Below are 22,436 nucleotides of genomic sequence, written 5' to 3' on the forward strand. Positions count from 1 at the left end.
CGGCCCGAAAGCTCCCGCCCGACCGCTGCTGAGCGGATCCGCCCAGCGACGCAATGCGGGAGCTGCGCCCGACAGCCGCTGTGCGGCCAGACGCGCTCCGGCGCCCAGGACGCTGGGTTACCGAGCGGCCATGCCCGCGCTCCTGTCGTTCGCGCGGGAGTCGGGCAGCATCACCTCACCCGAAGACCCCAACATGTCGTGGGGTGACATCGAAGGACCACCACATCTAGCTGTGTGGACCGCAAGTGGTCGGGATTGCCAAGCTGGCAGAGCACGATCGGCGCGGCGCGAGCGTGGCGGCTGTGAGCGCCTGGCCCGCGCCTCCTCCCTCGGGTGTCCCGCCGGGTACTGATGGTTGCGCCTGCGAGACATCGCCTCGCCCCAAGCGGGCTGGTGGCCAACGCACCTTCACAGACATCTGGGCAGGACGCCCCAGGCGGATATTGCGAATTTGCAACGTGGGCGAGCCCGGCCTCCAGCCGAAGAGGGCCCTCGGGCGCTCTCGGCCTCTGTGGATCAGGCACGGACACGGACAGCAAGGAGCGCCGCCAGGCCCTTGGTCAACGCCAAGGCATGGTCTGTGCCACATTGGAGTTGCTCAGCGGATACCGCGCCTCGTGAGCGGCGTGAACCGACGAGACCCAACTGCCACCGCGCTGGACAGGTTCTGACCATCTGCGATGCTCATCGGATCCCCGCGGCGCGCGATCGACAGTCGGTCCACCGGGCCGAGCTTGCACGCTGGACCGGGCGCCCCGGTGACACCGCCGAGGGGCGTCGCGACGGCGGTGCGTGAAGAGATCTCGGCGGGAAGCGCGACTCGGGCTCAGCGATCCGCCCGGGTCCCGACGATGAGGACATTCGAGAACGGCGTTTTCCCCCAGGCGGGCCTCGTCTCGCACGAGAAGCCGAGCTGCTCGAGGAGCGCGACGATCTCCCGGGCAGGGCGGAAACGCACCCGCTCGCCCCGGTTGAATCGAAGCGCGGTGAAGATGCGCTCCTCGAGGAGCGTGATCGAGCTCCTCAGGCCGCGCTCGGTGTCCGCCTCGCGGACGAGCAGGCGCCCTCCCGGTCGGACCGCGGCCGCCGCGCGCCGCACGATCGCGTCCTGCTCCTCCACGCGGAAGTAGTGGAGCAGGTCGATGAGCAGCACGGTGTCTGCGTCTCCCAGCTCGGCCTCGCGCGCGTCCGCGCACCAGAACTCGGCGGCCAGCGGAGGGGCCGCCTGGGGGGCGGGCTGCTCGCCGGACGAGCCGGGCGGCTCGGCCGAGGGCGGCAGAGGCGCGCCCGGATTGCCGCCGCTCGCGCGGCGCGCGTCCTCTATCTTGGCGCGGTCCCAGTCGAACCCCCGCGAGCGCGCGGCCCGGCCGAGCTCGAGCAGGAGAATCGGCAGCTGGCCAGCCCCGGTCCCGATATCGAGCACCTCCCCCAGCGCGCCGGGGCGGTCGCCGGCGATGTCGGCAATCAGCCGCGCGACGGGATCGCCGAGCAGCTTGAAGCGGACATAGTGAAACCGGGTGCGCTGCGCCGGCGTGGCGCCTTCTTGCGGGCTGTACCTCGCCGCGACGCGCTCGATCGCGTGGACCCACGGCGGCGCGTCCTCTGGGAGCCGATACGGCTCCATCCCGCCGCGCCGCAGCGAGGGCGCGCGCCGCCGCTTCAGCGCGACGAGCGCGAAGACCAGCCCGCCGCCGAGCGCGGCGAGCGCGAGCCCGACCACGGGCGCGCCGAGGAGCATGTACTCGGGGAACTCGGACAGTGCTTGCGCCCAGCTCATCTTCTCATGAAGGCGCAGCCAGCGCCCGGTGCGGAGGTACGCCCCGACCTGGAACTCGGCCGTGAGCAGCGCTGGTGCGAACAAGGGGTTGGAAATGTTCGCCGCGACCCAGGCAATCGCCGCGTCCAGACGGAACCACAGGCAGAGCAGGAGGACGAGCGGCGTGTGGCAGCCGAAGATCGGCTGCGATCCGATGAACAGGCCGATCGCCACCGCCACGGCCGTCCGGCCGGCCGACAGCTCGCTGCCACGGAGCTCGCGCCATGCGCGGCGCGCCTCCTCGCGGAGCAGAGAGTATTTCGCCAACGTTCAGGGGTTGCCTTCCGGTGTGGGGCGATCCGCGTCATCGGCCGCGTCGGCCGACAGCGAGGACAGGAGGTCGCTCACCTCCGTGGGGGTCGACTCGTCGAGCGCGTCCCAGGAGGCGCCCCGCGAGGTGGTCGGCGTCGCGTCGCGCGGCGCCGCGCCCGCGGTGTTCCCGCTCCGCTGCGCCTCCACCATGCGAAGGTACATCTTCGCCGTCTTGTTGTCGGGCTCGATCGCGAGCGCCTCGCGCCACTCGGCGATCGCGAGATCGTGCGCACCGAGGGAGTGCAGCGCGACCCCGAGCAACACGCGCGCAGGCGCGTACTTCGGGTTGGCGTCGCGCGCGGCGGCGTAGTGCTCGCGGGCGAGCGCCAGATTGCCGGCGTCGCGGTACATCGTGCCGAGGCGCAGCTGGAGATCGACGAACGTCGGGCACAGCGCCACGGCGCGCTTCAGCTCGGCGATCGCTTCCTGCGCGCAGCCCGCGTCGGCATAGGCCTGCGCGAGATCGGCATGCATGTTGGCGATCTTGCCGCGCGCGAACGGGTCGAGGACGCCGCCGTCCCCCTCTCCGCGACGGATGCGGGAGTAGACCTGTCGCGCCGCCTCGTATTTGCCGAGGTCGTTGTACGTGACGGCGAGGTTCAGCAGCGCTTCCGTGTAGTGCTCGTTGAGCTGCACCGCGCGCTCGAAGTGGGCCTCGGCCGCGAGGAAATCGCCGCGCTCGTGGAGGATGACGCCGAGCATGTTGAAGACGTCCGCGAACCGATCGGTCTTCTCGAGGATCTGCCGCAGGGCGTGCTCGGCCAGATCGTACTCGCGTCGCTCGTAGTGCTCCCTGCCGAGAACCAGAAGCTGCTTCAGCCTGTCGTCCATGAGGCCCGCCAGCTTACGCGACCGGCGTACGATGCGGTCGGTCTTCCGCGCAACCCTTGCGCGGATCGGGTGGCCGCGCGGTTGCAACCCCGACGATGCCTTGGTACGCACGTCGGCGTGCCGAGTGCAGTACCCCAGAACCCGCTCGAGGCTCCCGGAAGTCCGGACGCCGCGGACCGCTCCGAGGAGCGGAACGACGACGCCGGCCGGGCGTCGGGGCCCGGCGCCGCCGCCCTGCCGGGAGCGCCGCGCACGGAGGCCGGCGCCGCGGTCCCGCAGGGCGCGCCGCGCGCGGAGGCCGACGCCACCCCGCGGGACGCGCCGCGCGCCGAGCCCGGCATCGTCCCGCATCCCGCGCCGCGCGCGGACATCGAGCGCAGCGGCGCCGACGACGTGACGGACGACGCGCTCGACGCCTCCAGCCGGCCTGCCACGCCGCCGCTGGCCGCGCCGCTCGTGGGCCACCGCCGGGCGGAGAGCGCTCCGGCCGCGCCCTGGTCGCGCGGCGGCGATCTGCGCGCGCGCTCGTCGCCGTCGTGGACGCAGCTCCCTCCTCCTTCTTCTCGCGGGCGCGGCGCCGCGCCCTGGTCGCGCGGCAGCGATCCGCGGCCCTCCCGCCCGTCGCTCGCGGACGGCGGCCCCTACGCGGGCTCCGGCGCGGCGGACGGCCCGCGTCTGCCCGCCGGCCTCAGCCGGCCGCCTCCGGGGCCGCACCTCTCGCCGCGCATGACCGCGGTCTTCGGCGGCATCTTCGGCCTCGCGACGCTCACCTCGCTCATCGCGCTCCTGATCCAGGGCGTCCCGGTGCGCGACGAGCGCGCGCTGGTCGCGGGGGGCCCGGCGGGCTCGACCACAGGCACGGAAGAGGCCGGAAAGCCCGCCGCCGCGCCCGAGGTGAAGGCCAAGAAGCGCACCCCGCTGCCGGGCCCGTGGCGGATCTCCGAGCTCGCGAAGGATTCGTCCGTGATCCTGGCGAGCGACGCGATGGACCGCCGGTCGTTCATCACGGCCCTCGACGAGAAGGGCGTGCCGAAGGCGCAGATCTACCGGATCATGAAGGCCTTCGACGGGCTGCGGAAGTTCGACAAGTGCGGCCGCAAGGATCGGTTCACGGTCGCGATGGACCGCTCCACGCGCCGCGTCCGCGCCTTCGAGTACGAGGTCTCGGCGAGCGAGATCTACCAGGCGCGGGAGGACGCGGCCGGGCTGCTCTCGGGCACCACGCTCGACATGAAGATCGCCGAGGAGGAGGTCGTCGCCGCCTTCTACGTGGGCAAGGATCTCACGAGCGCGTACCGATCGGGCGGCCTGGAAGCGGGCGTGCTCGACGTGATCGACGACGCGCTGAGCGGGCGCATGTCGACGGAGAGCTTCGAGGAAGGGAGCACCGTCCGGCTGATCGCCGTCGAAGAGACGGCGCTCGGGATGTTCTCCCGGTACAAGAAGATCATCGCGCTCGAGTACCGGCCCGCGGATCCCGCCGAGAAGCCGGTGCGCATCTACGATTTCAAGGGGCAAGAGGCCCGCGGCTACTTCGACGAGCGCGGCCGGCAGCCGTACGCGGGCGGATGGCGCGCGCCGGTCCCGGGCGCGCCCGTGACGTCGAGGTTCAACCCGCAGCGGATGCACCCGGTGTTGAAGAAGAGGATGCCCCACAACGGGACGGACTTCGGCGCGCCGACGGGGACGCCGGTGTACTCGGCGTACCGCGGCGTCGTCGAGTGGGTCGGCCCCGCGGGTCCGAGCGGCAACCTCGTCACCGTCCTGCATCCGAACGGCGTCAGCACCGGCTACGCGCACCTGTCGAGGTATGCCGCCGGCATCAAGGTCGGCATGAAGGTGGGCACCCACCAGCTCGTCGGGTATGTGGGGTCGACGGGCCGCTCGACGGGCCCGCACCTTCACTTCAGCGCGAAGAAGGACGGCAAGTACTTCGACGCCGAGACGCTCCAGCTCGACGGCGAGCGCGTGATGCCCGGCGTCGATCGCGCGGCGTTCGCCGCGGCGAAGGAGGCGCTCGACGCGCGGCTCGACGCCATCCCGCTGCCCGAGCCGCCGCCCGAGCCGGTGAAGCCGGAGGTCGCGGAGCCGACCCCGCCGCCCCCCGCAGCGGCCGGCAGCGAGGCCACGGTCACCGCGGCGCCCGCGGTCGGGCCGAGCGGGCCGGCCGAGCCCGAGCCGAAGCCGCCCGAAGGCGCCGGGGACGATGAGGGCGAGCTCATCGAGGGCCCCGATCTCAAGAGTCCGCCGGAGACGATGTGACGTCGGGCGGACCGAGAGGTCCGCCCGAGCACGGCGAGCTCATCGAAGGCTCCGATCTCGAGAGCCCGCCGGAGGCGATGTGACGCCGGGCGGGCCGGGAGGTCCGCTCGAGCACGGCGAGCCCATCGAAGGCCCCGATCTCGAGAGCCGCCGGAGACGATGTGACGCCGAGCAGGCCGAGGGCGTCCGCGCGAAGAGCGCAGCGCCTCCCCCGGCCGAGGACAAAAAGCGTCGAGGACGCCGAGGGAAGATCCCTCGCGTCCTCGATGGCGTCGCCATGGCAACCGCCCCGACGGGCAGCTGCCGGGCCTGCTAGCGCTTCGAGTACTGGAAGCGCTTGCGGGCGCCGGGCTGGCCGTACTTCTTGCGCTCCTTCTTGCGCGCGTCGCGCGTGAGGAAGCCCGCGCGCTTCAGCGACGACCTGCGCTCCGGATCGAGCTCGCACAGGGCGCGCGCGATGCCGTGCCGCATCGCCTCGGCCTGGGCGCTGTGCCCACCGCCGACGACGGTCGCGTTCACGTCGAACTGTTCGAGCAGCTCCAGCAGCTCCAGCGACTGGCGCATCACCATGCGCGAGGTCTCGCGGACGAAGTACTCGTCGGCGGGCCTCTTGTTCACCTTGATGTTGCCGGTGCCCGGCGAGAGGAAGACGCGCGCGACCGCGGTCTTACGCTTCCCAGTGGCGTACGTTCTCGTTTCCGTCATGGCTTTGCTCAGCTGTAGCTAAGGGGCTGCGGCTTCTGCGCCGCGTGGGGGTGATCGGGACCGGCGTAGACCTTGAGCTTGGTAAGGAGCTCGCGCCCGAGCACGTTCTTCGGGAGCATGCCCTTCACGGCCTTCTGGATGGGGAGCTCCGGCTTGCGCTCGAGCAGATGACCGTACGCCTCGGAGCGGAAGCCGCCCGGCTCACCGCTGTGCCGCACGTAGTTCTTCTGCTGGAGCTTGCGACCGGTCAGAAGGACCTTCTTGGCGTTCACGACGATCACGAAGTCGCCGGTGTCGACGTGCGGCGTGAACGTGGGCTTGTTCTTGCCGCGAAGCACCATGGCGATGCGGCTGGCAAGGCGGCCGAGGGGCTTGCCTTCCGCGTCGATCACCCACCACGTACGCTCGTTGCGGGCCTCCGCAGGCTTGGCGGAAAAGGACTTGGGCTGAGGATTCATTGGGCGAAAAACTCCGGAAGGGCGCCTGCCAAAAAGGGGCGCAACTTCTACAAGGCGGCCCTCCGCCTGTCAAGCGTCTCGGGCCCGCTCGTGGCGCATCGTCATCGTCGTCATCGTCACGTTTGTCGTCCGGCGGGAGCCTTGTCGTCCGGCGCGAGCCGGTCAAGGGCGCGTCGGTCGGCCGCCTGATAGCACAAGCGTTCGCGCCGGTCGCTTCTTTCGTTTGCTGCGCGTCCTTTGCCGCGCTCGTCCGCCGCTTTCCTCGCGCCCTCGCGCCCTCGCGCCCTCGCGCCCTCGCGCCTCCTGCGCGGCCTTCACGCGCCCACGCTCCTCGCCCAGCAGACAGCGCTCGCTTCGCCACGTCCTGCGCGGGATGGTCTCCAGATACCGCCCCCGTCGCTCGGGACAGATCTCCGCTTCGGCCCGACCGAGGTTGAAGGCGCCGCAGCTCCGCGGGCATCAGCTCGAGGCGGCGCATCCAGAAGCCGGGCGTCGCTCAGCGACCGGCCACGACTTCCGAGCGCAGCTGCCGCTCGGCCTCATCCTCTTTTTTCTCGTCGCGAACTTCCCGCGGGCTCGTTTCGGAGGAGCTCACCACCAGGAGTCGACAGACGGTTCAGCTTGGCGGAGAGGGCGGGATTCGAACCCGCGGTACGTTGCCGTACACACGATTTCCAGTCGTGCACCTTCGACCACTCGGTCACCTCTCCCGATACTTCTTCGACGCGCCCCGCTTCTGCCGGACCGGCGCCGCCCGCGAGAGAGCGGGCGGTCAGAGCCCACCTGGTTCAGCGGGGGCAAGCAGCCAAGCGTAGCGGAGAGAGCGGGATTCGAACCCGCGGTACCCTTGCGGGTACACCTGATTTCGAATCAGGCACCTTCGGCCTCTCGGTCACCTCTCCGCGGGCGAACATGGCAAAGCGGGGCCGGCTGGTCAAGCATCTCCTGACACGGACCGACGCGTCGGCGCGCTTTCGTGGCCGGGACCCTCCGCCGGACCCCCGAACATCAACGAGCGTCCTCGCGATCGCCCTCGGAGAAGGCCTCGCGCCCGAGCGCCGCCGGGCCTCCAGGTCCGCCCGCCGCGCGCGGCGAGGTCGAGCGCGCTCCGCCCTCGCCCTCGCCCTCGGCCCGCTGCGCGGCGCGCGCCGCGGGCGTGCCCGCGCGCGGGAGCCGGACGACGAAGCGCGCGCCCCCGAGCGGGGACTCGAGCACGTCGATGGTGCCGCCGTGGTCGACGACGATCTTCTTCACGATGCTCAGGCCGAGCCCCGTGCCGTCGTACCGCGTCGTGACGTAGGGATCGAACACCGAGTCGCGCACGGCGGGATCGATGCCCGGCCCGTCGTCGTCGATCGCGATGAGGTGGCTCTGCCCCTCGCTCCGCGCCGAGACGCGGACCCTGCCCCACAGGGCGCCGGGGCGCGCTGCAGCGCCCCCGCCCGGCGCCGCCCGCTGCGCGTCACGCAGCGCCTGCGCCGCGTTGCGCACGATGTTGCCGAGGGCGCGCCGGAGCATCTCGCGATCGAGCGCGGCCGGCATCGGGCCGGCCGGCACGTCGAACTCGAGATCGACGCGCCCGAGCAGCGCCTCGTCCGAGGCGTGCTCGCGCCCCGCCTCCTCCACCGCGGCGAAGCGCTCGCCCTGCTCCCGCAGGAACTCCGCGAGATCCGCGGGCTCGAGCTCGGCCTGCGGGAGCCGCGCGAAATTGGAGAACTCGCCGACGAGCCGGCGCAGCGTGCCGATCTCCTCCTCGACAACCTCGAGCGTGGTCTGCAGCAGGCGCTGGTAGGCCGGGTCGCTGCCCGCATAGCGGCGGTGGCACTCCTCGACGGCGAGCTGGATCGGCGTCAGCGGGTTCTTGATCTCGTGCGCGAGGTGCCGCGCCATCTTCTGCCACTCGCCCATGCGCTTCAGGAACTCGATCCGCGCGCGGCTGCCCTCGAGCTCCTCGAGCATGCGGTCGAAGGCGCGGCCGAGGTCGGCGACCTCGTCGTCGCCCTTGAGCGCGACGCGCACCGAGAGATCGCCCTCGGCGACCGGCCGCATGGCCGCGGCGAGCCGCGCGACGCGATCGACCACGGGGCGCGCGACGAGCACGCCGGCGAGCACGGCGAGGACGATCGTCGCGCCGAGCAGCGCGGCGAAGGCGTCGCCGTAGCTCTCGTCGACGTACTCCTTGCGATGCTCGCGCTCGAGGGCGCGGTACGCCTGCGCGAACGCCTGCGCGGACTCGAGCTCGTCGAAGCGGGCGCTCGGCGCGGCGAACGTCGCGACGAGCGCCCTCGCGTCGCCCTCGCAGTCGTCGGGTTCGGCCGCGGGCTCCGCGGGGGGCGCGGGCTCCGCGGTCGAGCCGGGGGCGCGCTCGATCGCCTTCCGGACCGTGAGCGTCTTCTCGCGCGCCGGGTCCACCGGCCGGCCGCGCTCCCGCGCGCCGACGAGCTCGCCGCCGCAGCGCTCGACGCGCAGGGAGACCAGCGCGGGGTGCGCCGCGATGACGCGCGTGAGCTCGGCGCCGAGGAGCTCCGCGTCCCCGGCGAAGGCGCTCCGGCGCAGCGGATCCGCCGCGGCGATCGCCTCGGCCTCGGAGCGCATGCCCTGCTTGATGGCGGCGGCCAGCTCGGCGTACACACCGAGCGCCCTGTCCAGGTGGACGCCGAACTCGGGCTGGAACGCCGTCGCCGACACCCGCGCGATCACCGTCCTGGCGACCACGATGCTGGCGACGAGCGGGATGAGCGCGGTCACGAGGATGGCCGCGACGACCCGCCGCTCCGTTCTGCCGGGGATGCGCATGCGCGCAGCATAGCCGCGGCCCCGCGCCGGCGCGCACGCGGGCCGCCCGCGCCGCCCGGCTGGGCCGCCCGCGCGCCGGAGCGGCCCAGCCGCGGGGGAGCGCCGCTACTCGACCGTGACCGTTTTCGCGAGGTTGCGCGGCTGGTCGACGTCGTTGCCCTTCAGGTTGGCGACGTAATAGGCGATGAGCTGGAGCGGGAGCACCGTGAGGAGCGGCCCCACCTCGTCCGGCACCTTCGGGATCCAGACGTGGTGCTGCGCGATCTCGAGGATCGACTCGTCGCCCTTCGTGGCGATGGCGACGACCTGCCCCTCGCGCGCCCGGACCTCCTGCAGGTTGGAGAAGGTCTTGTCGTAGTGCGCGTCGCGCGGGCAGACGACGATCACGGGGAGGTTCTCGTCGATGAGGGCGATCGGCCCGTGCTTCATCTCGCCGGCGGCGTAGCCCTCCGCGTGGGCGTACGAGATCTCCTTGAGCTTGAGCGCGCCCTCGAGCGCGATCGGGAAGCCGAGGCCGCGCCCGAGGAAGAGGACGTCCTTCGCGTGGACGAGCCGCTTCGCGATGGCATGCACGTAGTCGGCGTCGCCGAGCACCTCGCGCATGTGGCTCGGGGTCTCCCAGAGCGCCTGGAGGATCTCGCGCCCGCGATCCGCGGAGAGCGAGTCGCGGCGGCGGCCGAGGTAGACCGAGAGCAGGAGCAGCGCGGCGAGCTGCGTGGTGAAGGCCTTGGTCGACGCGACGCCGATCTCGGGGCCCGCGTGCGTGTAGAGCGCGCCGTCGGCGAGGCGCGGGATCGCGCTGTCGAGCACGTTGCAGAGCGCGAGCACCTTGGCGCCTTGCGCCTTCGCCGCCTTGAGGGCGGCGAGCGTGTCGGCGGTCTCGCCCGACTGGCTGATGGCGATGACGAGGTCGTCGGGGAAGAAGATCGGCTCGCGGTAGCGGACCTCGCTCGCGAGCTCGACCACCGTGGGGACGCGGGCGAGCTGCTCGAGCCAGTAGCGCCCGGCGATGCCGGCGTGGTGGCTCGTGCCGCAGGCGACGATGTAGACCCGGCGCAGCTCCTTCGCGAACTCCGGCGTGACCCCGATCTCGGTCGCGTGCACGTCGCCGGCGGCGAGATCGATCCGGCCGCGCAGCGTCGCCTCGACGACGTCGGGCTGCTCGTGGATCTCCTTCAGCATGAAGTGCTTGTAGCCGCCGCGCTCCGCCTGGACGGGGCTCCAGTCGATGCGCTTCACGCGCCGCTCGACCTTGTCGCTCCCGGCCACGGTCTCGATGCGGACGCCGTCGGCGCGCAGCTCGACGATGTCTCCGTCCTCGAGGAAGATCATGTCGCGGGTGTGCGAGAGGAGCGCGGGGATGTCGCTGCCGCAGAGCATCTCGTTCTCGCCGACGCCGACGACGAGCGGCGAGCCGTAGCGGGCGGCGACGATGACGTCGGGCTGGTCGCGGGAGACGACCGCGATCGCGTAGGCGCCGTGGACCTGCCGGAGCGCCCCGCGCACGGCCTCGAAGAGCGACTTGGCGCCCTTCTGGAGCTCGCGGTGGACGAGGTGAGCGACGATCTCGGTGTCGGTGTCGGAGAGGAACTTGACGCCCTGGCCCTCCAGCTGCTGCCGGATGGCCACGTGGTTCTCGATGATGCCGTTGTGCACGACGGCCACCGGGCCCGCGGAGTGCGGGTGGGCGTTGACCTCGCTCGGGCGGCCGTGCGTCGCCCAGCGGGTGTGGCCGATGCCCGTGGTGCCGTCGAGGGTCCGCTTCTCGAGCGCCTCGCTGAGCTTGATCAGCTTGCCGAGCGTCCGGACGATCTCGATGCCCTTGCCGTCATGAATGGCAATGCCGGCCGAGTCGTAGCCCCGATACTCCAGCTTGCGCAGCCCTTCGACGATGATCGGCGCCGCCTTTTTCGACCCAACGTATCCGACGATCCCGCACATGCTCGCCTCGTTTAGGTAATGCCCGCGCGCGCCTACGCGTGCTGCGGAAAACGTAACGTTACTCCTGGCACCGGGAGCCGACAGAAAAAATTGAGCTCCCTGACAATGAACGCCGCGTCGATCGCGCGAAGGTCACAGCCAGGACGAATGCTATCGCGGCCGTGATCGAGGCGACGCCGAACGTGAGGGCGCCGCCGCCGCGCTTGTAGAGCTCGCCCCACGCCAGCATTCCGATGACGGATCCAGCGCCAGCGCTTGCGGAAAAGAGCCCCTGCGCCGTGGCGAGGATCTGCGGCGGAGCGCGATCTCGCGTGTAGGCGAGCGAGGCGACCCACATCATGGCGAAGGAGACCGCGTGGAGCGGCTGGAGCGCGAGCAGGGCGGGCCAGAAGCGCACGTACGAGAGCAAGGCCCAGCGGAGCGAGGCGCCGGCGAAGGCGACGGCGAGCGCCACGGGCGGCGCGAACCGCTGGAGCAGGGGGCCGGAGAACGCCATGAGCGCGATCTCGCCCGCGACGCCGACGGCCCACGCGACCCCCACCAGCGGCTCGGGGAAGCCGACGTCGCGCAGGTGCAGCGTGTAACAGAGGTCGTAGGAGGAGTTCGCGCTCTGGGCCAGGAACGAGGCCGCGAGGAACAGGCGGAAGTCGCGGCTCTGGAGGAGGGCGCGGGCGCGCTCGCGCACGGAGCCGCCGGCGGCCGGCGCGCGCGCCGCGCCCTCCACGCCCCGCGCGGCGCCTCGCTGGCCGAGGCGCTGGAGCGGCGCCTCGGCGCCCGCCGGGAGCGCCCACGAGAGGGCGAACGCGACCAGCAGCGCGGCGGTGATCGCGACGGGGAACGCCGCCGGCCGCGCCGGATCGATGAGCGCCCCGCTGGCGATCGCCATCAGCGCGAAGCTGATCGAGCCCCAGAGCCTGAGCCGGCCGTAGGCGATCCCGGAGGTCAGCGACGCCTCGAGCGCGACCACGTCGGCCATGGTGAACATCGGCGCGCGGAAGAACGCGAACGCGAGCGCCGCGGCGAAGAGCCCGCCGAAGCCGAGCGAGACGCCGAGCGCCGACGACAGCGCGAGCAGCGCGAACACGGCGAGGGCGCCGGCGCAGGCCGCCCGGATCAGCCACACGCGCACGCCGAGCGCGTCGGCGATGAGGCCGAACACCGGCGGCGCGACGAGCCCCATCGCGGGGAGCGTCGCCGCGATCGCCCCCATCGCGAGGCCTCGGGCCCCCCGCCCCTCGAGCCAGCTCGGGAACAGCGGCAGGTACACGCCGAGGACGGCGAAGATGCCGAAGTAGTAGAGCGAGATCGCCCGCGGAGACGGTTTGAGCTGCAAAGAAATGGGAGATGGCATCGGCGGTGAGGGCAGCGCACCAACGAAAACGGCGGCGCCTCCCTGGGGAAGCGCCGCCGCATGAACGTCGTCCTAGCTCGGATCAGTAACGATCGCCGCCGCGACCGCCGCGGCCGCCGCGACCACCGCCGCCGCCGCCGTAACCGCCGCCGCCACCGCCACGACCGCCGCGGCCACCGCCGCCGCCGCCGCCGCCGTAACCGCCGCCGCCGCCGCCGCCGTAACCGCCGCCGCCGCCGCCACCGCCGCGCTGGACCCGCTCCTCCGCCTCGTTCACGCGAAGCGGACGGCCATCCATGAGGGCGCCGTTCATCTGCTCGATCGCCTGCTGGGCCTGCTCAGGCGTGCCCATCGTGACGAACCCGAAACCCCGCGACTGCCCGCTCTCGCGGTCGGTCACGATGTGCACATCCGTCACCTCGCCGCTTTGGGCAAACGCAGCCTGCACGGAGGCCTTGGTGGCGGAGAAGGGGAGATTACCAACGTAGAGGCGAGTACCCATGACACTGATTCACTTCACGGCTCTGCGAGATGCGTCAGCTTCGGTGCCGAACAGTGCCCTGCCGCCCCGATGGAGCCGTGGGGGATCGAGGGAGGGCGGCGCTGGGGAGGAGCCCCCGGTGCGCCACACGTTGCGTCGTCCAGTCCGCGATCAATCCGCGATCCCCGAGAAGAGAAGCGTCGTGTCGAGTGCCAGTGACGTTCGTGACCAGCCGATAGTAACCAAATGTCCCCCCGGCGCAAGCGCTGGAAGCAGCCCCTCCCGCCGGCGCAGCCGCGCACCGCCCGCCCGGACGTCCCGACCGAACCGCCGCGATGCGGCAGCGTCTGCTGGCATTGGACGCGCCGGTCGCGTCGGTCGCGTCCGTTGCACCGGCTGCGTCCGTCGGTCGCGCCTGCTGCCCCCGTCGGCGGGCGCATCAACGCCCGGCCGATCGACGGAACGTGGCGCCGAGATCCCAGCCCTCGCCGCCCCCGGCGCGCGCGAGCGCGACGTCCGGCAGCACGCCGCCCGCGATCCGGACCTCGGCGATCACGCCGAGGCGGAGCGTCGTGGTCAGCGAGCGCGGCGCGGCGGTGGGCGCGAGCCGGGGCGGGTGGCGGGCGAGGTCGAGCGCGCGGACGCGGTCGTCGGCGGTCGCGAGCGCGAGCAGCGCGTGGAGAGGCCCGGGGCCGAGCGGGCGCACGAGCTCGATCGCGAGCGCCGCCTTGCCGCGGGCGCGGCGGCGCCCGAGCTCCGCGCGCGAGACGGGCTCTGCCGTGACCTCGTGCCCGGGCCGCGAGAGGATCGGCGCGACCGCCTCGGCGACCTCGACGAGGTGCGCGGCGGATTCGTCCACGAGCAGCTCGGCCGGAGGACCGCCCCACGCGGGATCGCCGTGCGCCCTCGGGAGACCCGAGAGGCCGAGGTGCGCGAGGCGCTCGGGCGGCAGCGCGTCGACCAGCCGCTGCGCGACGCCGGGCTGACCGAAGGGGCCGGCCTCCGGGCCGGTGGTCAGCACGATCCAGCCGGCGACGCCGAGATCGAAGCGGACAGCGCCGCGGCGGTTCGCGTGCAGCCCGGCGCCGAGCCACCCGAGGTCGTCGCGCTCGGTCTCGAACGCGCGCAGCGACGTCGTGAGGTCCTCCGAGCGGATCACGTCGATCGCGTCGAGGAAGGCAGCGCCGCGCGCGGCGACGTCGTTGCGCGTCAGCGTGATCTGCCGCGGGCCGAGGTCGGCCCGGAAGGCGCCGGTGCCGTCCGGCGACGCGGGGTCGAAGCTGCGCGGCAGGAGCGCGACCATCGGCGACGCGAGCGCGCGGGCGACGCGGGCGGGATCCGCGCGCGGGAACACGGCGGCGAGCGGATCCTTCGGGTGCCGCTCGGGCCTCGGGACGTCGGCGAGCACCGCGGCGGCGCCGCGAGCGCGGGCGCGCTCGACCGAGCTCACGACGTCGCGGCCGTCGAGCTTGACGAGGCGCGCGGTGCGCAGCCCGTCGCGGAGGCGCACGACCGCGGCGTCGCCCTCGCGCGACGGGAGCGCGGACGTGAGCGTCGGGTAAGGGTTCCCGGACGCGTCCAGGCCGTAGAGGCTGTCGGCGATCGCCGACGCGAACAGGGCCGCGGCAGGATCGCTCAGGTCGTGCGGGTCGAGCGAGCTCGTCGGCCACGGGAGGTGCATCGTGATGCGGCCGCCGAGCGGGGTGCGCCCCATGGCGCGGGCGCGCCCCGGGAGGGCGGCGGCGCCGAGCAGCGCGCCGGCGCCGCCGAGGAAGGCGCGGCGCGGGAGCGAGCGGCTCACCGCACCACCCAGATCTCGTCGGCCGTCGCGACGGCGAACGGGGCGCGCCCGGGCCCGTCGGGCGGGCAGACCGCGAGCGCGCGCACCCCCGCCGGCGCCGGGAGGCGCAAGATCTCCGGGGGCGCGGCGCGGGAAGGGCCGCCGTGATCGCGCCGCCACGAAAAGACGACGACGGCGTCCTCGAGCGGATCGAGCACGTCGAGGCTGGCGAGCAGCTCGGGCTCGCCGTCCTGATCGAGATCGCCGATCGCGAGCTGCGCCCCGGCGCTGCCCACGAGCTTGCGGCGGCCCGCGCTGTCCCGGAGCTCGACCGCGCCGCGCTCGCGCGCCGCCCAGACCGTGAACGGCTCGCCCCGGGCCGACAGGAGCTGCGCCGACGCGAGCGCGTCGTACCGGCCGGCGAGCGCCGGCGTCGCCGGCGGCGGATCGGCCGGGGCGCACGGCGCGAGCGGGCCGGTGAGGAGCGGCCCCCACGCCGTCGTGCAGGCCGAGCCGCCCGCGTCCGGGATCGCCAGCCCCGGGAGCTCGGCGAGCGCGTTCAGCTTGCCGTCGAAGCGGACGCTGCGCGCGCGATCGGTGAGCCCGACGTCGGCGAACGGCGGCTCGGGCTCGCCGTCCCGCCCGCGCTCGACGAGCGTGGCGAACGCGAGCGGCTCGCGGAGCGGCGACGGGTGCACGGCGACCACGTCCGGCCACGAGCGCGACGCGAGCGGCACGACCCGGCCGCCGCGGAGGCGGAGCGTGGTCACGCGCCGCCGGCTCACGCTCAGGATCTCGAGCGCGCCGTCGGCGTCGAGATCGCCGCACGCGAGGGCGACGACGTCGCCCTCGAAGTTCTTCGCGCGATCGATCCGGGCGGCGACGAGCGGGACCGGCGCGAGGTAGCTGCGGACCTCCGCGTCGAGGGGCGCCTCGGCGTACGCGTGGGCGATCGGCCCCGGCTCCGGATCGCGGATGCGCGCCCAGACGGTGCGCGGCACCGGGTACACGTCGACCGTGACGCGCAGCCGACCCGCCGCGACCTCGACGGCGAGGTGGACGAGCGCCGCGTCGTCGCGCGCGGCCTCGCGCGCGAGCGGCAGCGGGATCGGGTCCTTCTGCGCGCGCGCGCCGGCGCCGAGCTTGCCGGCGAGGTGGGCGGCGAGCGCGGCCGCGAGCTGGGCGCCGCGCGGCGCCGGCGCGTCCGAGACGAGCGGGCCGGCCGTGACGAGGACGCGGCCGGGGACGGGGTCGAGCGAGCGCGCGAGCGCGTCCACGACGCGGGCGACGGCCGAGCGCGGCGGCTTCGGGGCGGGCGCCGGCGCGGCGGGGCGCGGCGGCGCGGCGGGCGGCGGCGACGGCTGCGCCGCGGCGGGGCGCGCGAGCGCGAGGAGGGCGACGAGGAGGAGGCTCCGGGGCGACAACGCCACGATGTTACGCGCGCCGGTGGGGTCGGGGCCAGAGCCGCAGCCCCGCCGGCACCACGACGAGCGCGACGACGAGGCCGACCGCGCTGCCGAGCGCGCCGACCCGGCCCAGATCGCGGAGGCCGTCGAAGCGGCAGAACGCGAGCGCGGCGAAGCCCGCGGCCGTGGTCAGCGCGGTGGCGGCGATCGCCGGCCCCTCGTGGCGCAGCGTCTCGCGGATCACGGCGTCGCCGCCGCCCGCCGCCTCGATGTCGCGGGCGCGGTGGAGCAGGAACATGCCCTCGTCCACGGTGATCCCGAGCAGCACCGGGATGACGAGCGCGTCGTACGCGTGCAGGGGGATGCCGATCGCCCGGATCAGCAGGAGCACGAGCGAGATCTCGGAGGCGACGACGAGCGCGGCCAGCGCGACGTCCCGCGCGCTGCGGAGGGAGGCCGAGAGCGCCAGCAGCACGAGCGCCCCGGCGACGATCGCGATCCGCGGCATGTCGTGGGCGAGCGTCTCGCGCAGCGACGCCTCGAGCCGGGTGTAGCCGGTGAGCATGGCCTTCGGGTCCTCCTCGCGGATCGCGCGCTCGATCCGGTCGACCGAGCCGGCGTCGCGGGGCCGGACGTACAGCGCGACGAGCGCCTCGCCCCCGTCCGCGCCGAGGTAGCGCGAGAGCAGGATGGACGCGGGGCCGCGCTCGAGATCGGCGAGCGTGACCTCCTGCCGCGGCGGCGAGCGCATCCCGTCCAGCACCGCCGAGAAGCGCTCGGGCGCGAAGCCCGTGTCGCGGAGCGCCCGCTCGAGCTCGCCGGCCTTCGCGGGCAGGTCGAGCGCGTCGCGCGCGGCGAACCGCGCGGCCTGCGTCGAGGGGGCGGGCGCGAGCGCGGTGAGCGCGTCGACGGCCTCCACGTCGGCCTTCATCGAGGCGAGGCGCTCCGCGAGGCGATCGGCCCGAGCGCGGGCGCGCTCCTGCTCGCCGTCCGCGAGGAGCACCACCCACTGCCCGCGCCGCCCGCCGAACGCGTCGAAGATCGCCTGCTGCACCTTGAGCGGCTCGAGCTCGGCGGGCCGGATCGCGACGATGGCCTCGGCGAGCGGCGGCGCGGCGCCGAGGGCGACCGCCGCGATGGGGAGCGCGGCGAGCGCGGCGAGCGCGAGCGCGCGGCCCCGGGTCCGGGTGAGCCGGTAGAGGCCGTCGGGCCAGCGCGCCGGCGCGTCGGGCGGCGGAGCCCCCCGCTCGAGCCAGGCGCCGACGGCCGGCGTCACGAGGACGATCGCGATCGCCGTGAGCACCTCGCCCGCGGCGCACAGCAGGCCGAGCTGCCGGAGGGCGTTGATGTCCGACAGCGCGAGCGCGCCGAACGCCGCCGCCGCGGTGACGGCGGCGACGAGCACCGCGCGGAAGGTCCGCGCCCTCGCGGCGCGACCGGCCGCCTCCGGATCGAGGCCCTCGCGCCGCGCCTCGAGCAGCGCGGCGTAGACGTGGACGCCGGTGTCGACGCCGACGCCCACGACGACCGACATGAAGGCGACCGCGATCGCGCTGAGCCCGCCCGGGAGCGCGGTGGCGAGCCCCGCGGTCCAGACGGTCCCGAGCACGAGCGGCGGCATCACCGCGGCGAGCGCGCGCATGCGGCGGAAGAGCAGCGCGAAGACCGCGGAGGCGAGCAGCATCGAGAGCGTGCTCGAGACGGCGAGATCGCGCGTGAGCATCTCCTCGGTGGCAGCGGCGATGGCGTGCCCGCCGGTGAGCCCGAGCGTGAGCCGCGGGTGCGCCGCGCGGATCGGGTCGAGGACGGCGTTCGCGTCGGCGACGAAGGCCCGCGCGTCGGCGCCGCGGAGCGCCTGCCCGGCCGGCTGCACCAGGACGAGGTGCACCTTGCCGTCGTCCGTGGCGAACGCGCCGTCGGCCTGCGTGCGCACCCCGGAGCCGATGTCCGCGGACTCGAAGACGAGCTGCGCGAGCCGCAGCGGGTCGGCCGCGATCGCCTCGGCCGCGGCGCCGCCGCCCGGCGCGAGCAGCATGGCGCGCGTCTCGGCGAGGCGCTCGCGCATCCCCTCGGGCGAGAGCGCGGCGGCGAGACGCTCCCGCACGCGCGCGTCCGCGTGCCGGAAGGCGAGCCACGGATCGAGCGCGCGCGAGGCGTCGACGCGATCGGCGGCGCGCTGCACGGTCGGGCGCGCCGCGAGGGCCCGCGCGATCTCGGCGGCCACCGCGGCGTTCTCGTCGGGGTCGTCCCCCTTGACCATCACGACGCCGAGATCGCCGCCCCCGAACCCGCGCACGTACCGGCGCAGCGCGGCGGCGTCGCCGCGCTCGGGCAGGAGCGAGGCGACGTTCGGCTCGAGCTGTAGCCGCAGCGTCACGGCGGCGAAGGCGGCGAGCGTCAGCGCCGCGAGGGCGAGCGCGACGGCGAGGCGGAGAGGCCGGCGCGGGGCGCGTGCGCGGGCCGGCGAGGGCGGAGGGGGCGCTGCCATGGCGAGCCGGGCCGGGCCCGGGGCCGCTCCTCTACCCTCACACCCGCCCCGCCGCGAGGACATCGCGCGCGCCGCGCCTCCGCCGGCGGCGCTTGCGCCCGCGGGCGCGCCGGTTCATCCCGGCGGCATGGAGCTCCCCCCGATCGTCCTCGCAGGCAGAGCCGTCCTGCGGAAGCCCGCCGCGCCCGTCCCGCCCGAGGAGATCGGGACGAAGCAGCTCAAGCAGCTCGTCTCGACGATGGTCGCGGTCATGCGCCAGGCGCCCGGCGTCGGGCTCGCGGCGCCGCAGATCGGCGTCGGCCAGCAGGTGATCGTGCTCGAGGACAGCGAGGCGCTGATGTCCCGCCTCACGCCGGAGCAGCGCGCCGAGCGCGGCCGCGTGCCCTTCCCGCTGCAGGTGATCGTCAACCCGACGCTGAAGGTCCTCGCGCCGTCGCTGCCGGGGGCGGCCGACGCGGCGGGCGCTGGGCGGGCGACGTTCTTCGAGGGCTGCCTGAGCGTTCCGGGCTACATGGCGCTGGTCGAGCGGGATCTGTCGGTCGAGGTGAGCGGCGTGGACGCGGACGGCAAGGAGGTCCGCTGGCAGGCGACTGGGTGGCCCGCCCGGATCCTCCAGCACGAGGTCGATCACCTCCGCGGCACGCTGTACGTCGATCGCATGATCTCGCGATCCTTCTGCAGCAACGAGGAGGCGAAGGTCCTGCTCGGCCAGTCGGTCGCCGAGGCGCGGGCCGCGCTCGGCGCGTGACCGCGCGCCCGTCGGGCGAGCGCCCGCGAGGCGCGCGCGCTCAGGGCGAGGCGCCGGCGCCGCGCCCGGCGAGCTCTTCTACGATCCGCTCCACGATCCGCTCCATCCTGATCCCGCGCGAGCCCTTCACGAGGACCAGATCGCCGCGCTCGACGATCTGAAGCGCCCGGCTCGCGGCGGCGCTCGCGTCGCCGGCGAACCACGCTCGCACGCCGGCCGCCTCGGCGGCGCGCGCGATCCGCGCCGCCTCGCCGCCGACGGCGACCAGCGCGGCGGGGCGCGCGGCGCCGACCGCCTCGCCGAGCGCGTCGTGCTCCGCGGCCGCGAGCGCGCCGAGCTCGCGCATCTCGCCGAGCAGCAGGACCAGCCGCTTCCCGAGCGCCTCGGCCAGCTCGACCGCCGTCCTGAGCGACGAGCGCATCGACAGGGGGTTCGCGTTGTAGCTGTCGTCGATGACCACGGTGCCGTCCGGCAGCTCGCGGACCGACAGCCGCCCGTCCCCCGGCGGCGCGAGCCCCGCCGCGGCGCGAGCCGCCCGCTCCGTCGAGAGCCGCTCGCCGAGCGCCTCCTCCACCGCAACGACGGCCGCCGCCGCGGCCAGCGCCCCGGCCTCCCCGAGCAGCGGGACCACGATCTCCAGCGCCTCCCCCCCCCGCTCGATCCGCACCGAGGTGCCGCGCACCCCGACCGGCCGTCGCCCCGCGATCCGGATCTGCGCGCGCTCGCCGAACCCGTAGGTGATCCGCCGCGCGGCGCCGGCGCGATCGAGCTGCTCGACCACCTTCGCGTCGTCGCCGTTGCCGAGGGCGACCCCGTCGGCCGGCAGGGCGGCGAGCAGGTCTCCTTCCTCGGCGGCGACGTCCTCCAGCGTGCCGAGCCCCTCGGTGTGCTCGATGCCGATGGACGTCAGCACGGCGAGGTCCGCCCCCGCGATCCGCGCGAGGGCCGCGACCTCGCCGCGGTGGTTCGTGCCGATCTCGACGACGGCGAAGCGATGGCGGTCCTCGAGCCCGAGCAACGTCATCGGCAGCCCGATGGCGTTGTTCAGGTTGCCCGCGGTCGCGTGCACGTCGCCGCGGCCCGCGCCCGCGAGCAGCGCCGCGATGGTCCGCGTCGTCGTCGTCTTGCCGGCGGAGCCGCCGATCGCGACGATCGCCCGCGGCCCGTCCGGGTGCGCGCCCCCGCGCCACCGCTCGCGGTGCGCGCTGGCCAGCGCCCCGAGCGCCGCGAGCCCGTCCTCCACGAGCACCGCGCCGCCTCCGGCCGGCAGGTCCACCTCCCGGGAGACGACGAACGCGGCCGCCCCGCGCTGCGCCGCGGCGTCGATGAACCGATGGCCGTCGAAGGTCTCGCCGGTGAGCGCGACGAACGCCGCGCCGGGCGCGATCGTGCGGCTGTCGGTCGAGATGCCCCGCGCCGCCGGCCCGGCCCTCAACACGCGCCCGCCGGTCGCGCGCGCCAGCTCGTCGAGGGTGAAGGGGGCAAAATTCTGCGGGATCGGCGTCGCCATCGCGGGCGATCACCAGCATGGAACGGGGCGCAGGGCCAACGAATCGCCGGCGCGCGGCCCTCGCGCGCGTCGAGCCGCCTCAGCGCCGGGTCTTTTCCTTGTCGATCTCGTCGTAGATGTCGTCGCCCTTCGGCCGCGGGCGCGCGGCTGGCCGGGGCGCCGCGGTCGCGGTGGGCGCTGCGGTCGCGCTCGGGGTGGGCTCGGCGGATGTCTCGGCGGTCGTCGGGGGCGGCTCGGTGTAGTCGATCGCGATGGGCCCGCCGCCGCGCATGCTCTGCCACAGCGTGATCCCGACGAGCGCCAGGAGGGCGATCGCCAGGATCACGCTGAGCACGATGATGAGCGTCCTGCCGCCCTCGCGGCGCGGCGCCGTCACGGCGGGCGGCTTCTGCGGCTCCGCGCGCTCCTGCACGAAGTTCGACGGGAGCGACGGCAGCTCGAGCCGCGCCGACGTGGTGGCCCACGGGCTCTCCGCGGGCGGCATCGCCGCGTGAGCCGCCTGGGGCGCGCCGGCCGCCGCCGCGCCGTCCCAGCCGCCGGCGGCTTGCGGCGCGCCCGCGGCGGCCGCGCCGTCCCACCCGCCGCCCGCCGGCGGCGCGCCGGGCGCCGCCGCGGCGGGCGCTGCGCCCATGGCCGGAGCCGGCGCGGGCGCAGGCGCAGGCGCAGCGGCCGAGGGCGGCCCAGCTGGCGCCTGAACGCCCGCGTGCAGCGAGGGCAGCGGCATGCGCCCGGCCTCCTGGACAGCGGGGCCCGCGGAACCGAAGCCCGGGCCCGCGAAGGCCGGCGGCGCCGCCGGAGGGGGCGGCTGCGCCGCGTTCGCGGCCAGCATCCGCTCCGTGTTTGGCGCCGGCTGGAACGACATCTGGCTCGGGGGCGCCGGATCCGACGGCGGCGGCGCCGAGATGAACGGGAGGCCGCTCGCAGAAAAGACGCCGCTGGCCGACAGCACGTCCTGCTGCGAGACGAGCCCGGGCGGGAGGGTCCCTCCGCGCGCCGAGACGTTCCCCGCGGGCGGCTGGGTGTAGCCGGACCTCGCCGCCGCCGGAGGGGAGGCGGGCGCGGAAAACTCGGGCGTCGACGACGCCGGCCCAGCGAGGCCAGGCGCCGACGGCGCGGGCGCTGCGAACGCGGGCGCCCCCGGCGCGGGCGCTGCGAACGCGGGCGCCGACGGCGCCGGTCCGGGATACGCCGCCCCGGGGGCGGCGGGCCCGGCGAGCCCGGCCGCCGAGGGCGCCGGTCCGGCGAAGCCGGGTGGGCTGTGCTGCTGAAGCTGAGGGCTGAGCGCGTACTGGGTGGAGAGCGGGCGGAGGGCCCCGGGCGCCATCAGCGGCGCCACGGGCAACGGCCGGAAAGGGATCCCCGATGCATGCGTAGATGCGAGCGGCCGGCCTGACTGCGCCGCCATCTCACCCTCGGGGGCTCCCCATGGAACGTGTTTGTCGGTCATCCGCGCGCCCCGGAGAGACCGCCAACGCGGCCCCTCCGCCTCACACTGAAGCGGAACAGCGCTCTCAATCTACCCCCAAGTCTCGGCGTCCGGCCATCCTTCTG

The 22,436-nt window shown here is 74.6% G+C and carries 15 protein-coding genes and 2 tRNA genes; 2 read left to right on the plus strand and 15 right to left on the minus strand.

Annotated elements, in window-relative coordinates; all coding sequences use genetic code 11:
• Positions 1-826: 826 nt before the first annotated feature.
• Positions 827-2,083 (minus strand): DUF2062 domain-containing protein, encoded by a 1,257-nt coding sequence (locus NQZ70_RS43390; protein WP_129579459.1) that lies wholly within the window; start codon positions 2,081-2,083, stop codon positions 827-829.
• A gap of 3 nt (positions 2,084-2,086) precedes the next feature.
• Positions 2,087-2,959, minus strand: a complete 873-nt coding sequence (locus tag NQZ70_RS43395) for a lipopolysaccharide assembly protein LapB (protein ID WP_129579460.1) — start codon at positions 2,957-2,959, stop codon at positions 2,087-2,089.
• Between the two features lie 117 nt (positions 2,960-3,076).
• Between NQZ70_RS43395 and NQZ70_RS43400 the strand changes: the two genes are divergently transcribed.
• Positions 3,077-5,221, plus strand: coding sequence for a M23 family metallopeptidase (locus NQZ70_RS43400; RefSeq protein ID WP_129579461.1), 2,145 nt, complete (start codon positions 3,077-3,079; stop codon positions 5,219-5,221).
• 312 nt (positions 5,222-5,533) lie between these two features.
• On the opposite strand, the gene rpsI is transcribed toward NQZ70_RS43400, so the two are convergent.
• From rpsI to NQZ70_RS43455, 11 genes are all read right to left on the minus strand, one after another.
• Positions 5,534-5,926, minus strand: a complete 393-nt coding sequence (gene rpsI / locus NQZ70_RS43405; RefSeq protein ID WP_020740460.1) for a 30S ribosomal protein S9 — start codon at positions 5,924-5,926, stop codon at positions 5,534-5,536.
• A gap of 8 nt (positions 5,927-5,934) precedes the next feature.
• Complete coding sequence (rplM, locus tag NQZ70_RS43410; protein ID WP_020740461.1) at positions 5,935-6,384, minus strand: 50S ribosomal protein L13; 450 nt, start codon at positions 6,382-6,384, stop codon at positions 5,935-5,937.
• A 622-nt stretch (positions 6,385-7,006) separates the two neighbouring features.
• Positions 7,007-7,094 (minus strand) — tRNA-Ser (locus NQZ70_RS43415).
• A gap of 105 nt (positions 7,095-7,199) precedes the next feature.
• A tRNA-Ser gene (locus tag NQZ70_RS43420) sits at positions 7,200-7,286 on the minus strand.
• A gap of 106 nt (positions 7,287-7,392) precedes the next feature.
• Positions 7,393-9,180 (minus strand): ATP-binding protein, encoded by a 1,788-nt coding sequence (locus tag NQZ70_RS43425; RefSeq protein WP_129579462.1) that lies wholly within the window; start codon positions 9,178-9,180, stop codon positions 7,393-7,395.
• A 105-nt stretch (positions 9,181-9,285) separates the two neighbouring features.
• Positions 9,286-11,121, minus strand: coding sequence for a glutamine--fructose-6-phosphate transaminase (isomerizing) (gene glmS / locus NQZ70_RS43430; protein ID WP_129579463.1), 1,836 nt, complete (start codon positions 11,119-11,121; stop codon positions 9,286-9,288).
• A 58-nt stretch (positions 11,122-11,179) separates the two neighbouring features.
• Positions 11,180-12,454: an MFS transporter gene (locus NQZ70_RS43435; RefSeq protein ID WP_129579464.1), complete on the minus strand. Its 1,275-nt coding sequence runs from the start codon at positions 12,452-12,454 to the stop codon at positions 11,180-11,182.
• A 100-nt stretch (positions 12,455-12,554) separates the two neighbouring features.
• Complete coding sequence (locus tag NQZ70_RS43440; protein ID WP_129579465.1) at positions 12,555-12,974, minus strand: RNA-binding protein; 420 nt, start codon at positions 12,972-12,974, stop codon at positions 12,555-12,557.
• A 418-nt stretch (positions 12,975-13,392) separates the two neighbouring features.
• Positions 13,393-14,754: a hypothetical protein gene (locus tag NQZ70_RS43445; RefSeq protein WP_129579466.1), complete on the minus strand. Its 1,362-nt coding sequence runs from the start codon at positions 14,752-14,754 to the stop codon at positions 13,393-13,395.
• On the minus strand, positions 14,751-16,157 hold the full coding sequence (locus NQZ70_RS43450) for a hypothetical protein (protein WP_129579467.1): 1,407 nt from the start codon (positions 16,155-16,157) through the stop codon (positions 14,751-14,753). The genes NQZ70_RS43445 and NQZ70_RS43450 overlap by 4 nt, the downstream gene beginning before the upstream one ends.
• 10 nt (positions 16,158-16,167) lie before the next feature.
• Positions 16,168-18,627: an MMPL family transporter gene (locus NQZ70_RS43455; RefSeq protein WP_129579468.1), complete on the minus strand. Its 2,460-nt coding sequence runs from the start codon at positions 18,625-18,627 to the stop codon at positions 16,168-16,170.
• Positions 18,628-18,754: 127 nt separating this feature from the next.
• Between NQZ70_RS43455 and NQZ70_RS43460 the strand changes: the two genes are divergently transcribed.
• Positions 18,755-19,375, plus strand: coding sequence for a peptide deformylase (locus tag NQZ70_RS43460; protein WP_129579469.1), 621 nt, complete (start codon positions 18,755-18,757; stop codon positions 19,373-19,375).
• Positions 19,376-19,415: 40 nt separating this feature from the next.
• Here the strand turns inward: NQZ70_RS43460 and murF are convergent, their stop codons facing one another.
• Positions 19,416-20,885 carry a UDP-N-acetylmuramoyl-tripeptide--D-alanyl-D-alanine ligase gene (gene murF, locus NQZ70_RS43465; RefSeq protein ID WP_129579470.1) on the minus strand — a complete coding sequence of 490 codons (1,470 nt, stop codon included), beginning with the start codon at positions 20,883-20,885 and terminating at the stop codon, positions 19,416-19,418.
• A 79-nt stretch (positions 20,886-20,964) separates the two neighbouring features.
• Entirely contained in the window at positions 20,965-22,209 is a 1,245-nt protein-coding gene (locus NQZ70_RS43470) for a hypothetical protein (RefSeq protein ID WP_129579471.1), read from the minus strand.
• Positions 22,210-22,436: the final 227 nt, after the last annotated feature.

The sequence above is a fragment of the Sorangium sp. So ce836 genome (genome assembly GCF_028553905.1).
Lineage (GTDB): Bacteria > Myxococcota_A > Polyangia > Polyangiales > Polyangiaceae > Sorangium > Sorangium cellulosum_D.